A 14,073-nucleotide genomic window follows, 5' to 3' on the forward strand; every position below is an offset into this window, starting at 1 on the left:
GAGGGTCCCCACTTCTGTGGACAACGTCGGAGTGCCCCACCAACGGACCGGTTTGTCCCCCGAAACGGAAAGCCGTACCCCGGTCGATGATGCGACACCGACGTGCTCGGGGTCGCCCACCACCCCCGCTTCCCCCGGCCGGCCTGTGCGTAGCACCTGCTACGCAAGAACATGCAGAATGCATGCACGAGCATGGACCGGTCTGTCCACGCGACCGGCGTCCCTGCGCGGATCGGGGCACACGACGGAGCCCGACGAGCCACCATCGCTCGAGTCGGACCCCGGGAAACAGAAGAGGCGGCACCGGTTGGGGGGAACAGGTGCCGCCTTGACATCGAGGGATTGGGGGGAATCCGATTCGATGCCGCCGGAAACGAGTCCAGCGGGATCTACTGTACCCCACGATCGGCCCTCCAGGGCAACCCCGGACACGACCTCCGGGCGTGCCGCGCCCCGACCCGGCCGAGGGGTAGTCTCCGGATGCACGCAGGCACCGGCGACGGATGCTCGCACGCACCCGCCGCGGATGCACGCACGCATCCACGGCGGACGCACGCACGCATACACGACGGATGCCACCAGAGGCCGCAACGACGCGAAAGGACATCGATGTCCACTCCGACCCAGACCGACCCCCGAGGCGACGACGGAGCGACCTTCGCACCGCCGCCCGAGTTCGTGGCCGACGCGGTCGCCGGCGAGGACCTCCACCACGCGGCAGCGGCCGACCGCGAGGCGTTCTGGGCCGAGCAGTCCCGCTCCCTGCTCGACTGGCGCACCCCGTTCACGCAGACCCTGGACTGGTCAGGCGCCCCGTTCGCGAAGTGGTTCGCCGACGGCACGCTCAACGTCGCCGAGAACTGCCTCGACCGACACGTCCGCGCCGGCAACGGCGACCGGGTCGCGATCCACTTCGAGGGCGCTCCCGGCGACACGCGCCGGATCACCTACGCCGAGCTGACCGCCGAGGTACAGCGCGCCGCGAACATGCTCACCGACCTCGGCGTGGGCCAGGGCGACCGGGTGGTCGTGTACCTGCCGCTCATCCCCGAGGCCGTCGTGACGATGCTCGCCGTCGCCCGCATCGGTGCCGTGCACTCGGTCGTCTTCGGCGGGTTCAGCGCGGAGAGCCTCCGTGCCCGCATCGAGGACGCCGGCGCGAAGCTCGTCGTCACCGCGGACGGCGGGTGGCGGCGGGGTGCCGTCTCACCGCTCAAGCCCGCCGTCGACGAGGCACTGACCGGCGAGGGCACGGACACGGTCGAGCACGTCCTGGTCGTCAAGCGCGGCGGCAACGACATCGCGTGGAACGACCGCGACGTCTGGTGGCACGACGAGCTGGCGAAGGCGGCACCGACCCACGAGGCCCAGGCGTTCCCCGCCGAGACCCCGCTGTTCATCCTGTACACCTCGGGCACGACCGGGAAGCCGAAGGGCATCGTGCACACCTCCGGCGGCTACCTGACCCAGGCGGCGTATACGCACAAGAACGTCTTCGACATGCACCCGGAGAAGGACGTCTACTGGTGCACCGCCGACATCGGCTGGATCACCGGCCACTCCTACGTCGTCTACGGCCCGCTCGCCAACGGCGTCACGCAGGTGCTCTACGAGGGCACCCCCGACGAGCCGAAGCCCGGCCGCTGGTGGGACCTCGTCGACGCGTACGGCGTCACCGTCCTCTACACCGCACCCACGGCGGTCCGTGCGGCGATGAAGGCCGGCCGCGAGATCCCGGAGGCGCGCAGCCTCGAGACCCTCCGCTTGCTCGGCAGCGTCGGCGAACCGATCAACCCCGAGGCGTGGCAGTGGTACCGCCAGGTCATCGGCCACGACCGCACGCCGATCGTCGACACGTGGTGGCAGACCGAGACCGGCGCCATCATGATCTCCGCGCTGCCCGGCGTCACGAAGCTCAAGCCCGGCGCCGCGCAGACGCCCCTGCCGGGCATCGTCGCCGAGATCGTCGACGACGACGGCAACCGTGCCGATCCCGGCGAGAGCGGCTACCTCACGATCACCGAGCCGTGGCCGTCGATGGCCCGCGGGATCTGGAACGACCCGGACCGGTTCGTCGAGACGTACTGGTCGCGGTTCCCCGGCCGCTACTTCGCCGGCGACGGTGCGCGGCTCGACGGGCAGGGCGACATCTGGGTGCAGGGGCGCGTCGACGACGTCATGAACGTCTCGGGACACCGCCTGTCGACGGCTGAGATCGAGTCCGCCCTGGTCGGCCACGAGGGCGTCGCCGAGGCAGCCGTGGTCGGCGCCGCCGACGAGACCACCGGGCAGGCCGTCGTCGCCTTCGTCATCCTGACGGCCGAGGCCGCCGCAGACGTCGACCGCGAGACCGCCTCTGCGGAGCTCCGCAACTGGGTCGGCAAGCGGATCGGCGCGATCGCGAAGCCGCGCCAGGTCGTCATCGTGCCGGAGCTGCCGAAGACACGCTCCGGCAAGATCATGCGGCGACTCCTCCGCGACGCGGCCGAGGGCCGCCGCATCGGCGACACGACGACCCTCGCCGACCCGACGATCATGGCGACCATCGCGGAACTCATGTAGTCCCGCCAGACGGAAGCAGGGCCTCCAGTCAGATACAGACTGGGCCCACGCCGCCGGTTCCGGAGTGACGCGCCAGCGGCAGGCCGGCCGTGCCGGTGGGGAGAGGCCCTGCTCACGTTCGTTCCTTCGGTCGCTGCCGTCAGGCGGTGAGCTCCACCACCAGCTCGACCTCGACCGGCGCGTCCAGCGGGAGCACGGCGACGCCCACCGCGCTCCGCGCGTGGACGCCGGCGTCGCCGAAGACCTCGCCGACCAGGGTCGACGCGCCGTTCGCCACACCGGGCTGGCCGGTGAACGACGGGTCCGACGCGACGAAGACCGTGACCTTGACGACTCGGGCCACGCGGTCGAGCGAACCGGCGACCGACTGCACGGCGGCCAGGGCGTTCAGCGCGGCCACGCGAGCCTGCGCGGCAGCGGTCTCCGCGTCGACGTCGGTACCGACCTTGCCGGTCACGGGCAGGGCGCCGTCGACGAAGGGCAGCTGGCCCGCCGTGTAGACGTACTGGCCCGTCACGACGGCGGGCACGTAGGCGGCGACGGGCGCGGCGACCGCGGGGATCGTCAGGCCGAGTTCGGCGAGCCGGTCGGAGACGCTCATGCGTCGGCCTTGGGGCGCTTCAGGTAGGCGACGAGACCGCCCTCGGGCCCGGTGACGATCTGGACCAGCTCCCAGCCCTCGTCCCCGTAGTTGTTGAGGATCGCGGTGGTGTTGTGGATCATCAGCGGCGTGGTGAAGTACTCCCAGCGAGTCATGCGGTTCCTTGCCAGCCTTTCAGTCGGGGGTGTCGTTTAGGCTGCATCCTATGTCTGCCCAGAAGACGTCTGCATCGCGGACCAAGCCCGTCTCAGCAGTCGGCGCCTTCATCGGATTCGTCGGGTTCAGTGCCCTCGCCGGCCTGCTCGTCACGATCGGGGTCACCCCGGCCATCGCCGTCGCCGGTGTCACGACGACGTCCACGATCGGTGTGTTCGAGTCCCTGCCGGAGTACATCGAGATCGGTGACCTGCCGCAGCGCAACGAGCTGTACGCGTACTCGGGCGGCAAGTCCGTGCACTTCGCCACCCTGTACGACCAGAACCGCCAAGAGCTGAAGTTCGACCAGATCAGCGACCAGCTGAAGAACGCTGCGATCGACGGCGAGGACAAGCGATTCTACGACCACGGCGGCGTGGACATGACGTCGCTCATCCGCGCCGGTGTGGGCAGCATCGCGGGCGGCCTCGGCGACTCGGGCGGTGGGTCGACGCTGACCATGCAGCTCGTCCGCAACATCAAGATGAACGAAGCCCTGAACCTCCCCACCAAGAAGGAGCAGGAGAAGGCCTACAACGAGGCCGTCGAGCAGACCATCCCCCGCAAGCTGGAGGAGATGAAGCTCGCGATCGGGCTGGCGAAGAAGTACTCCAAGAAGGAGATCCTCACCGCCTACCTGAACATCGCCTACTTCGGCGACCAGACCTACGGCGTGCAGGCCGCGGCGCAGCACTACTACAACAAGAGCGCGACCGACCTGACCCCGGCCGAGGCCGCGTCGCTCATCGCGATCGTGCAGTACCCCGAGGCGCGCAACCTGTCGAGCCCGAAGAAGTACGACGCCAACGTCGCCCGACGCAACGTCGTGCTCCGTTCGATGTACGACCAGAAGAACCTCACCGAGGCCGAGTACCGAACGGCTCGCCAGTCGAAGCCGGCGGACTACGTGCACCTGACGCAGCCCTCGCAGGGCTGCCGCGCCTCGGTCGGCGACGGCTCGCAGTTCTTCTGCGACTACGCCAAAAAGGTCGTACTCGAGATGTCGCAGCTCGGCTCGTCGCAGAAGGCTCGTGACACCGCGTGGCGCAACGGTGGGTACAAGATCCAGACGACGCTGAACATCGACCTGAACGCCGAGCAGAAGCGTCTCGTCAACACGTACGACAACAAGGCCGAGACGAACCTGGCCCTGGGCGCCACGCTGAACTCGATCGAGGCAGGCTCCGGCCGCATCGTCACGATGGCACAGAACAAGGACTTCGACGAGTCGTTGAAGTCCGCGCCGACATCGACGTCCCTGAACTACAGCGTCGACGAGAAGTACGGCAGCGCCAAGGGCTTCCAGACGGGCTCGACCTACAAGCTCTTCACCCTGCTCGCGTGGCTGCAGGCCGGGCACGGGCTGAACGAGGTCGTCAGTGGCGCGCCGCGTGACATGTCAACGGGGTGGACCCAGTGCGGCCAGCCGTACTACGTCGGAGGCGGATACCGGCCGAAGAACGACAGTCCCGGCGAGAGCGGCAACTACACCGTCGCCGCGGCGACGGCGCAGTCCATCAACCTGGCGTTCCTCAACATGGCGCAGAAGCTCGACCTCTGCGACATCAAGAAGGTCGCCGAATCCCTCGGCGTCCACCGTGCGGACGGCGGAGAGCTCCTCTCCAACCCGTCGTCGGTCCTCGGCATCAACGAGATCGCGCCCATGACGATGGCCGCCGCGTACGCCGCCGTTGCGAACAACGGCATCTACTGCAAGCCGATCGCCATCGACCAGATCACCTCGCCGTCCGGCAAGAAGCTCGGCGGACAGACCAAGGACTGCAAGCAGGCGATCGACCCCGAGGTCGCTCACGCCGCCATCTACGCCATGAAGGGCACGATCGCCAACGGCACCGCTCGCGGCGCACAGACCCCGGACGGCATGCAGCTGTTCGGCAAGACGGGTACGACCGACGACGGCAACCAGATCTGGCTGGTCGGCTCGAGCTCGCGTGTCGCCACCGCCTACTGGCAGGGCAACACCGACGGCAAGCTCACCAACCTCCGCAACTTCAGCAACGGGGTGAGCGGCACGTACGCCGCCAGCCGTGCGGACGTGTGGCGGCAGGCGCAGACGCCGGTCAACGCGATCTACCCCGCCGGTCCGTTCACCGACCCGAACAGCTCGGCGCTCCGCGGCAACGCCAAGGCACTGCCGAACCTGCAGGGCAAGACGGCGGACGAGGCCCGCGCGGCGATCTCGGGCGCCGGGTTCACCTACGTCGACGGTGGGGCACGCCCCGGCCCGGGGAACCCCGGCTCCGTGACCTCGACGTCCCCGGCGGCGGGTGCGCTCCTGTCCTCGGGTTCGAGCGTCACCGTCTACACGTCCGACGGCACCCAGGCGACCGTTCCTGAGATCGGCGGCGACTCCCTCGGGGACGCCCGCTCGGCCCTGAACGACGCGGGGTTCACGAACGTCAACCTCGCCGACAGCTACGCCAAGGGCGGCGGTGGCAAGACCTGCAAGGTCGCCGCGGTCGAGCCGGCGATCAACGCGACGGCGAACAAGAACGACAACGTGACGATCCAGCTCTACGGCGACAAGAACGGCAAGGCGCCCAAGGACTGCAAGTGACCCGCGGTCGCACCGCACTCGGCGTCCTCGCTGCCGGCGCGGCCATCGGAGCTGCTTCGGCAGCGTGGGGGTCACTCGTCGAGCGCCGTCGCTTCGGGATCCGGTGGGAGACCGTCCCGGTGCTCCCGCCGGGTTCCCGTGACGTCACCGTCCTGCACCTCTCCGACATCCACATGGCCCCGTGGCAGGCCGACAAGCAGCAGTGGCTGCGCGACCTGAGCCTGGTCGAACCGGACTTCATCGTGAACACCGGGGACAACCTCGGCCACGCGACCGCGAACGCTGCTGTTGAGTACGCGCTCGAGCCGTTCCGCGGGGTGCCCGGTGTGTTCGCCTACGGGTCGAACGACTTCTTCGGGCCCTCCCCGCGCAACCCGCTCAAGTACTTCTCGGGGCCGAGCCGGATGCACAAGGCTGCGGAGCCCGTCGGTCTCGACATCGATCGGCAGACGGCGTTCTTCGAGTCGCTCGGCTGGCTCGACCTCAACGACCAGGCGCACGCGATCGAACTCCGCGGCTCCCGGTTCGAGCTGTTCGGCACCTCGGACGCGCACCGCGACTGGGACCGCCTCGACCTGCTCCCCACCAACGTCGACGAGATGCGCAGCGACGTGCCGTGGTCCGAGGACGAGGACGGCCCCGCTCCGGTCGCGATCGGTGTCACGCACGCGCCGTACCGTCGCGTGCTCGATGCCTTCGTGACCCAGGGTGCCGACATCATCTTCGCCGGGCACACCCATGGCGGTCAGGTGGCGGTCCCCGGGGTCGGCGCGCTGGTCACGAACAGCGACCTCCCCCGCCGGTACGCGAGCGGATTGCACAAGTGGGAGCACCGCAACCACTGGTCGTGGCTCGAGGTCTCGGCCGGTCTCGGCACCTCGATCTACGCGCCCGTCCGGTTCGCCTGCCGGCCCGAGGCCGTCATGGTCACCCTGACCGCACGAGCTTCCTGAGCCGACGCGCCCGGGAGTTCACCGGATGGTCGTGAGCATCCCCGATCATCGGATAGTATTGTCTGGTTGCTCCGGTACGGAGTGATCACACCGCGGGGTGTGGCGCAGCTTGGTAGCGCGCCTCGTTCGGGACGAGGAGGTCGCAGGTTCAAATCCTGTCACCCCGACACTGTGTTGAGACAGTACAAAGAAGGCCCTGGTTCTCCGGAACCAGGGCCTTCTGCTTTGCCCGGGTGCATCTCGGCCGCCCGATGGGTCGCACGACCCAGTCAGCCGGTCCCCGCCCCATCACGAGCAGCCCCTCCCGCTACGCTCGCAAGCGCCATGCAGAACGACCATCCCCTCGCCGCCGTGCTCGTCGCGATCGCCGCCGAGTTCCCCGACATCGCGGACGACCCGGCGCTGGCGCAGAGCCTGACCGAGAACGTCTCGTCGATGATCGCCGAGGCCCACGAGCGCTACGCCGCAGGGACCGACGGCAGCGTCGTGAGCCACGCGTTCCTCGACCCCGAGCACCTGGCGACCGGCAGTCTGCACGCCGAGCACGCCCAGCACCCGGCCGGCGCCATGCTCGCGGCGGAGATGCTGTTCGACGCCTACCTACCGGTCTTCGTCGACGAGGTCGGCGCGGCGTCCACCGCCGAGGTCCTGCGCGCCACCAGGGCCCTGCACGCCGGCATCTGGAGCCGGTTCCCGGCCGGGGCGGTCGCGTACACGGAGGCACTACGCCAACGCCTCACCACGGCGCACCTGGACTCCCGGACGCAGATCGCGCGTGACCTGCACGACCGCGTCGCCCACGGCATCCTCGCCGGGCTGCAGCGCCTCGACCTCGTCCTGCTGACGGATCCACCGGCGGACGAACGAGCCGACCAGCTCGACGACGCAGCGCGGTTGCTCCGGAGCGCACTCGGCGACGTCCAGGACCTCGCAGTGAGCCTGCACGCCCGGGTCGGGGATGCCCTGCTCGACGACGCGCTCCGACGGCACGTGCGCGACCTGTTCCCCGACGACGACCTCCTGTCCATCGAGTCGACGGGTGTGGCCGGTCCCCTGCCGAACTGGCAGGCCGAGGAAGCGCTGACGATCCTGCTCGAGGCGCTCACGAACCGCAGCAAGCACGCTCCCGGTTCGACGGCTTCGGTGCGCTTCCTCTGGTCACCCGCAGCGCTGGTGGTGACGGTCGCCGATGACGGCCCGGGGTTCGACGTGGAGAGCGACGCCGACGGCCGCCTCGGCCAGCAGACCATGCGCGAGCGTGCGGCGGTGATCGGGGCCCGGCTCGACGTCGACAGCGTCCGCGGCAGCCGAGACCACGGCACCACCGTCCGCCTGACCATCCCGAGGGGGACCCTGTGACCGTCACCCACGTCGCCATCGTCGACGACCACCGGCTCTTCCGCGAAGGACTCGCCACGATCCTGGCCGCAGTCCCCACGATCCGAGTCGTGGCGCACGGCGAACGACCGTCAGAGGTGCTCGACTCCCCCGAGGCCGCCGCGATCGACGTCCTGCTGCTCGACGTCGAACTGGACGGCCCGCCGGCACGGACGACGATCGCCACGGTCCGCCGGACTCGCCCGGACATCCGGGTGGTGGTGCTCACGATGCACCGGGACGCCGTCCTCCGCCGGACCCTGCTCGATGCCGGCGCGGTCGACTTCGTCACGAAGGACACCCCGAGCCGCGAACTCGTCGACCGGATCGCGCGGGCCGCACATGCCGACGCGGCACCCGTCACGTTCCCCGTCGACCTGGTGACCGAGGCCCGAGCCGGCTCACCGTTGAGCGACCGCGAGCTCGAGGTCCTGCGACTCCTCGCCGCCGCGCGCACCAACGCCGAGATCGCCGCCGACCTGCAGCTCGCGATCGGCACCGTCAAGCGGCACGTCTACAACGTCTTCCGCAAGCTGGACGTCGGTTCCCGCGTCGGGGCGGTCGCCGCAGCCACGCGCCTGGGCCTGCTCAGCTGAAGCGCCACGGAACTTCGTGAGCAGCAATGGTCGGGTGCCCAGTGGACACCCGACCATTCCTGCTCACGAAGCGACCTAGACGGAGACCGACGCACCCGCGGGCACGAGCTTGCCGGCGGCGTGCAGCCCGGCCACGACGTCGAGCGCCTGGTGCCGGTACCGCGCCTGCGCAGCACCGGGCGACACGATCACGCCGTTCGCCCCGGTCGACGCCACGAGTGCGTTGATCTTCTCCGCGACCTGCTCGGCGTTGCCGTAGGCCTGACGCTCGGTGCGGGCCGCGATGAACCGACGCTCGAGGTCGTTGAACTCGTACGCACGCGCCTCGTCCATCGACACCGGCTCGGGCTTCCGGCCCGAGCGCATCCGGATGAACGAGATCATGCCCGGGGCGCTCTGCTCGTCGATGACGGCGGGGTCCTCGTCGGTGACGACCTGCACACCGATCAGCGCGTTCGGCGTCTGGCGGAAGCGTGACGGACGGAACGAATCGCGGTACAGGGCGAGTGCCGCCTCGGTGTTGTCCGACGCGAAGTGGTGGGCGAAGGCGAAGGAGATGCCGAGCGCACCGGCGACCTGGGCGCTGTAGCCGGAGGACCCGAGCAGCCAGAACTCCGGCACGTCGCCGTAGCCCGGCACGGCGCGGATGCCCGCCAGCGGGTTCTCGGCGCCCATGCCGGTGAAGAACCCGATCAGGTCGGCCAAGCGGTCCGGGAAGTCGTCGACGTCGAGTCGGTCCGTGCGGCGGAGGGCCATCGCCGTCGCACCGTCGGTGCCGGGAGCGCGCCCGAGCCCGAGGTCGACCCGGTCGCCGTACAGCGCACGGAGGGTGCCGAACTGCTCGGCGACGACGAGGGGCGCGTGGTTGGGCAGCATGACGCCACCGGATCCGATGCGGATGGTCGAGGTGGCCGCGCCCACGGCGCTCAGCAGCACCGCCGGGGCCGAGGAGGTGATGCCCGGCATCCCGTGGTGCTCGGCGACCCAGAACCGCTCGTACCCGAGCTGCTCGGCGTGCACGGCCATGTCGATGGACCCCTGCAGGGCCTCGGTGTTGGACTGGCCGTACTCGCGGGTGGCCAGGTCGAGGACGGACAGGTGCAGGGTGTCGTCGGTCATGTGGTCACCAACGCGCGTCGGCGCACGTGCATTCCTGTGCACGCGACGGACTGGAGGCCCGTGGCGGCGCCGCCACGGGCCTCCAGCCCGTCTGCTGGGTGCGTACCGGACGCACGCCGGCACGAGCGGTCAGGCGCCGTCGAGGCGGCCGCCGGACTCCGTCAGGTAGCAGTTGGCGCAGAGGGACTCGTAGGCGACGTCGACGCCGTCGATCGCGACCTGGGAGCCGTCGAAGACGAACCGGCCGTCGACCGTGCGGGCGTTGAAGACCGCCTTGCGGCCGCAGCGGCAGATGGTCTTCAGCTCTTCAAGGGAGTGCGCGACCTCGAGCAGGCGGGCGCTGCCGGGGAACGCCTCGGTGCGGAAGTCCGTGCGGATGCCGTAGGTGATGACCGGGATCTCGTCGAGCACCGCGATGCGCAGCAGGTCGTCGACCTGTCGCGGGGTGAGGAACTGCGCCTCGTCGACGAGCACGCAGCTGACGGACCGCACCATGCCGTCCAGGCGCTCCGACTCGGGGTCGACGGCACCGGCGGCGGAGACGGCCTGGCGCACGTCGGCGTCCGGCGAGAACACGATGTCGACGGTCCGGGTGACGCCGAGGCGGGAGACGATCTCACGGTCGCCCTTGGTGTCCACCGCGGGCTTGGCGAGCAGCACCCGGTGCCCGCGCTCCTCGTAGTTGTAGGCCGCCTGCAGCAAGCCCGTGCTCTTGCCGCTGTTCATCGCGCCGTAGCGGAAGTAGAGCTTCGCCACTACGCGAGGAACCCGTCCTCGGCGGCCCGACGGATGAGGTCGGACTTCTTCGAGGCGGGGCGGCCCACCTTGCTGTACTTCTCGCGCACGCGACGCAGGTAGGTCTTCGCGGTCTCGTACTGCACGTTCATCTGCGCGGCGACCTCGTTCGTCGAGTAGCCGGACACGTAGAGCCGCAGCGCCTCTTCCTCACCGGCGCTGAGCTTCGGCCGCTGGTGCGCGGCGGCACCGGTCGGCAGCGGACGCCACTCACGGGGCTGCGGGGTCTCACGGGCGACGCCCATGATCTCGCGGGCGACGTCCATGACCTCGCGCATCGGCAACGACTTCGACAGGAACGCCGCGGCGCCGGCTGCCAGGGCGCGGTCGCGGGACTCACGGCTGTCGACGCTCGAGAGCACGATGACCTTCGCCCCGGCGGCACGGCAGGTGCGGACGCGGGCCTCGATCGAGACCGGTTCCTTGAGCTGGAAGTCGAGGAACACCAGGTCGGTCGGGAAGCTGTCGCTGTGGACCATCTCGAGCCAGGTGTGCGCGGTCAGGGCCAGGTCGAAGTCGAACGCGTTCACCGCGATCCAGCTCGACAGGCTGTCCAGCAGCACCTCGTGGTCGTCGAGGATGGCCAGCCGCACACGTCGTGCTCCCGGGTTCGGGAGGGACGGCGACCCCTCCGAGAGCCTGTTCGGGTCAGTGCTGGTCATAGGAGAACCTTAGTGCGAGGGCGGAAGGGCGGACCGCGACGTCGAGGTCGGGGAACGTCACGCGGAGGACGGCGAAGTAGGGGTCGAAGGTGCGGTGGATGCCGATGTCGGAGTCCGCGACGGCGAGCTCCATGTCGACGGACACACGAGCGGGTGCGGGTGCCTGCGCGGGCCGGGCCGCCAGGGCTGCCCGGGCCGCGGGGGCCGCGGGGGCTGCGCGAGCCGCGGGGGCCGCGTGGTCCGCCGGGCGGGCCTGGGGTGCCGGGTCCGCCAGAGTGTCGACTCGTCGCACGGTCGCGCGGAAGCCGGCCGGGTCGACGGTCGAGGCACGGAGGGCCGCACGGACGAAGGTGCGGACGACAGCCCGCTGGTCGGTGTCGAGCGTCGCGATCAGGCCGTCGGGGTCGTCGACCACCGGCGCCTGGCCGCCGTCGACCCGGACGGCGTGCTCGAACCAGGTGCGGTCGGCGTCGGCGACCATGGACGCCCGGATGCCGTCGGCGATCGCACGGGCACGGGCACGGTCGGCGTCGGTGATGACGTCGCGCGTGCGGAGCTCGGCGAAGAACGGGGCGACGTCGCGGGACAGGATCGTCGAGCGGTCCTGCTGCACGCTCGCCGCGATGCCGTCCCGCTCGGCACGCGCGACGGAGTACGACCCGGCGCGGATCTGCACCCGTTCGGCGAGCCCCGCGAAGGTCCAGGCGAACACCGCGGACGCGGCGGTCAGCACGAGCGTCGGTGCCGCGGCCAGGAACGCCGCGACGGCGACCGGCACCTCGTGCGGGAACTCCGCGGCGCCCGCGCCCCAGGTCACGGCGTTCACCGCGGCCAGCACGAGCCCGCCGATCGTCAGGTCGGTCCACGGACGGTACGGCGCGACCATGACGATGCCGGTCGCGGTGATCAGGGACATGAAGTCGTTCAGGGCGCTGCGGTCCGGTCCCCACTGCGCCGCGACGCTCGTCACCGACGCCAGGCCGAGCAACCCGACGTGCGCGACGAACGCCGACCGCGGGAACGGCGCACGGAACGGGCTCGAGGCAGCGAGCACCACCACCGCCGAGGCCGCGACGAGCAGCACGGTGAGGGCACTGAGGGTGGGGCTGCCCACGACGTCGCGGTCGAAGATCGACACGAGCAGTGCCCAGACGACGCTGCCGGCACCGAGTACGACGGCCAGTGGCCGCGACCCCATCGCGCCGAGCGGGTCGTACTGCTGGGCAGTGCGGCGGGGCCCCGGACCGGACCCGAGCCGCTGCCGGATCGCGTTCATCGCTCGGTCCCCCGGCCGTCGCTGACCGCCGGCACGGTGACCGCGCCGGTGACCGGTCCGTACGGCACGGTCATCATGACGCTCGTGCCGGAACCGGGCGACGACCAGATCTGGACGTCACCGCCGACCCGGCCGATCCGCTCACGCACCGAACCGCGGAGGCCCATCCGGTCGGCTCCGGTGGCGTCCTCGTCGAACCCACGACCGTCGTCGACGACCATGACGGTGCAGGACGCGCTGTCGTCGAACACGCTGACCTCTGCGGCGTCGGTCCCCGCGTGCTTCCGCACGTTGGCCAGGCACTGGCCGACGGCCCGGACGACCGCCGACAGCGCACGCTGGTCCAGGCGCTCGAGCGCGGAGGTGTCACCCGAGACGGTCACGTCGAGTCCGAGCGTCCGGTGCTCGTCGACCATGGTGCCGAACGCCTCGGCCGCGGCCCCGGGACGCGGGCGGGCGGCCGGCGCGAGCCACCCCTTGCCGGTGAGCACCGCGACGTCGGCGTCGACCGTCTCGGCGAGGTGCGGGTCCATCGGGCCGTCCGGCGCGAGGGCGATCGCGCCGAGGTGGTTGAGCACGGTGTCGTGCAGGATCGCGGACGCCTCGGCCTCGACCCCCGCGCGGTACGCGGACACGTGTTCTTCACGGGCAGAACGCAGGAGCTCGGGCTGCACCCGTTCGCTCCGCCCCGTGCTGCGGGTCGTGAAGAGCACGAGCGCGACCACGAAGCCCAGCGTGACCCAGGCGAGGATGAGCGGACGGGGCGACTGGTCGGCCTGCACGATGGCGATCCACGTGGCGAGTCGTCCGGTCAGGAAGCCGACGAAGGACCACAGCACGACGCGGCTCGGCACGGCGCCTGCGCCCCCGACCAGGATGAGCGGGATCACGACGAGGGACATCAGGTACGAGGTCACCCAACCGGTCGGCACCTGCTGCTGGACCCCGACGGCGAACCACCAGGCACAGACACCGCCGACGGCCAGGAAGGCGATCGCCGAGACGCGGTTGCCGAACTGCACGTGCACGCCGATCATGGCGAGCATCGGGACGACCGCCAGCGCCGTGCCGACGACCTGCACCCCGGGCTCGGACAGGCCGTAGAGCACGAGCGTGATGGCCGCGGCCAACAGCGAGCCGATGGCGCCGGCGTGGAATGCGCGCACGGTCGACCACGCGTTCACTCGCGGTGCGAGGTGCGTGGGGATGCCGAGCACGAGGTGGATCCTTCCGGGTGGCAAGGGCGCCGTCCACGATCCAACCACCGGAGCAGCGGCCGTGTACCCCGAATCCGGGGCCGTGCGGCGACCCGCACGATGATAGCGGCCCGGACCGGGGTCTTGCTGTCCCCCGAACGTG

12 protein-coding genes and 1 tRNA gene are annotated in these 14,073 nt (G+C 70.5%); 6 read left to right on the forward strand and 7 right to left on the reverse strand.

What is annotated here, in order from left to right; genetic code table 11:
* Positions 1-609 precede the first annotated feature (609 nt).
* The gene (gene acs, locus DEJ05_RS08535; protein ID WP_111029419.1) at positions 610-2,562 is read left to right on the forward strand and encodes an acetate--CoA ligase; all 1,953 of its coding nucleotides are present in this window, start codon (positions 610-612) and stop codon (positions 2,560-2,562) included.
* A 139-nt stretch (positions 2,563-2,701) separates the two neighbouring features.
* On the opposite strand, the gene DEJ05_RS08540 is transcribed toward acs, so the two are convergent.
* Together DEJ05_RS08540 and DEJ05_RS08545 are read right to left on the reverse strand one after the other, a co-directional pair.
* Complete coding sequence (locus DEJ05_RS08540; protein ID WP_071405006.1) at positions 2,702-3,163, reverse strand: RidA family protein; 462 nt, start codon at positions 3,161-3,163, stop codon at positions 2,702-2,704.
* Positions 3,160-3,318, reverse strand: a complete 159-nt coding sequence (locus DEJ05_RS08545; protein WP_017888699.1) for a DUF4177 domain-containing protein — start codon at positions 3,316-3,318, stop codon at positions 3,160-3,162. The genes DEJ05_RS08540 and DEJ05_RS08545 overlap by 4 nt, the downstream gene beginning before the upstream one ends.
* 50 nt (positions 3,319-3,368) lie before the next feature.
* On the opposite strand from DEJ05_RS08545, the gene DEJ05_RS08550 reads away from it, so the two are divergent.
* The 5 genes from DEJ05_RS08550 (at position 3,369) to DEJ05_RS08570 (ending at position 8,862) form a co-directional block, all read left to right on the forward strand.
* Positions 3,369-5,936, forward strand: a complete 2,568-nt coding sequence (locus DEJ05_RS08550; protein ID WP_111110233.1) for a transglycosylase domain-containing protein — start codon at positions 3,369-3,371, stop codon at positions 5,934-5,936.
* The gene (locus tag DEJ05_RS08555; RefSeq protein ID WP_111110234.1) at positions 5,933-6,889 is read left to right on the forward strand and encodes a metallophosphoesterase; all 957 of its coding nucleotides are present in this window, start codon (positions 5,933-5,935) and stop codon (positions 6,887-6,889) included. The genes DEJ05_RS08550 and DEJ05_RS08555 overlap by 4 nt, the downstream gene beginning before the upstream one ends.
* Before the next feature lie 93 nt (positions 6,890-6,982).
* Positions 6,983-7,056: transfer RNA gene (locus DEJ05_RS08560), tRNA-Pro, on the forward strand.
* 157 nt (positions 7,057-7,213) lie between these two features.
* On the forward strand, positions 7,214-8,248 hold the full coding sequence (locus DEJ05_RS08565) for a sensor histidine kinase (RefSeq protein ID WP_111110235.1): 1,035 nt from the start codon (positions 7,214-7,216) through the stop codon (positions 8,246-8,248).
* Positions 8,245-8,862, forward strand: coding sequence for a response regulator (locus DEJ05_RS08570; protein ID WP_111046814.1), 618 nt, complete (start codon positions 8,245-8,247; stop codon positions 8,860-8,862). Before DEJ05_RS08565 ends, DEJ05_RS08570 begins: the two co-directional genes overlap by 4 nt.
* Positions 8,863-8,937: 75 nt before the next feature.
* On the opposite strand, the gene DEJ05_RS08575 is transcribed toward DEJ05_RS08570, so the two are convergent.
* The 5 genes from DEJ05_RS08575 to DEJ05_RS08595 form a co-directional block, all read right to left on the reverse strand.
* Positions 8,938-9,981: an LLM class flavin-dependent oxidoreductase gene (locus tag DEJ05_RS08575; protein WP_111022275.1), complete on the reverse strand. Its 1,044-nt coding sequence runs from the start codon at positions 9,979-9,981 to the stop codon at positions 8,938-8,940.
* Positions 9,982-10,110: 129 nt separating this feature from the next.
* Positions 10,111-10,737, reverse strand: coding sequence for a thymidine kinase (locus DEJ05_RS08580; protein WP_111110236.1), 627 nt, complete (start codon positions 10,735-10,737; stop codon positions 10,111-10,113).
* On the reverse strand, positions 10,737-11,438 hold the full coding sequence (locus tag DEJ05_RS08585) for a response regulator transcription factor (protein ID WP_035808846.1): 702 nt from the start codon (positions 11,436-11,438) through the stop codon (positions 10,737-10,739). The genes DEJ05_RS08580 and DEJ05_RS08585 overlap by 1 nt, the downstream gene beginning before the upstream one ends.
* Entirely contained in the window at positions 11,425-12,714 is a 1,290-nt protein-coding gene (locus DEJ05_RS18060) for a hypothetical protein (RefSeq protein WP_181440693.1), read from the reverse strand. The genes DEJ05_RS08585 and DEJ05_RS18060 overlap by 14 nt, the downstream gene beginning before the upstream one ends.
* Positions 12,711-13,931, reverse strand: a complete 1,221-nt coding sequence (locus tag DEJ05_RS08595) for a sensor histidine kinase (RefSeq protein WP_071405013.1) — start codon at positions 13,929-13,931, stop codon at positions 12,711-12,713. The genes DEJ05_RS18060 and DEJ05_RS08595 overlap by 4 nt, the downstream gene beginning before the upstream one ends.
* Positions 13,932-14,073: the final 142 nt, after the last annotated feature.

It is taken from the genome of Curtobacterium sp. MCLR17_045 (assembly GCF_003234405.1).
GTDB lineage: Bacteria > Actinomycetota > Actinomycetes > Actinomycetales > Microbacteriaceae > Curtobacterium > Curtobacterium flaccumfaciens.

Coding starts and splice junctions, on each gene's coding strand:
- DEJ05_RS08575 (WP_111022275.1), bottom strand. CDS start 9,981: ATGACCGACGACACCCTGCACCTGTCCGTCCTCGACCTGGCCACCCGC.
- acs (WP_111029419.1), top strand. CDS start 610: ATGTCCACTCCGACCCAGACCGACCCCCGAGGCGACGACGGAGCGACC.
- DEJ05_RS18060 (WP_181440693.1), bottom strand. CDS start 12,714: ATGAACGCGATCCGGCAGCGGCTCGGGTCCGGTCCGGGGCCCCGCCGC.
- DEJ05_RS08585 (WP_035808846.1), bottom strand. CDS start 11,438: ATGACCAGCACTGACCCGAACAGGCTCTCGGAGGGGTCGCCGTCCCTC.
- DEJ05_RS08565 (WP_111110235.1), top strand. CDS start 7,214: ATGCAGAACGACCATCCCCTCGCCGCCGTGCTCGTCGCGATCGCCGCC.
- DEJ05_RS08550 (WP_111110233.1), top strand. CDS start 3,369: ATGTCTGCCCAGAAGACGTCTGCATCGCGGACCAAGCCCGTCTCAGCA.
- DEJ05_RS08540 (WP_071405006.1), bottom strand. CDS start 3,163: ATGAGCGTCTCCGACCGGCTCGCCGAACTCGGCCTGACGATCCCCGCG.
- DEJ05_RS08545 (WP_017888699.1), bottom strand. CDS start 3,318: ATGACTCGCTGGGAGTACTTCACCACGCCGCTGATGATCCACAACACC.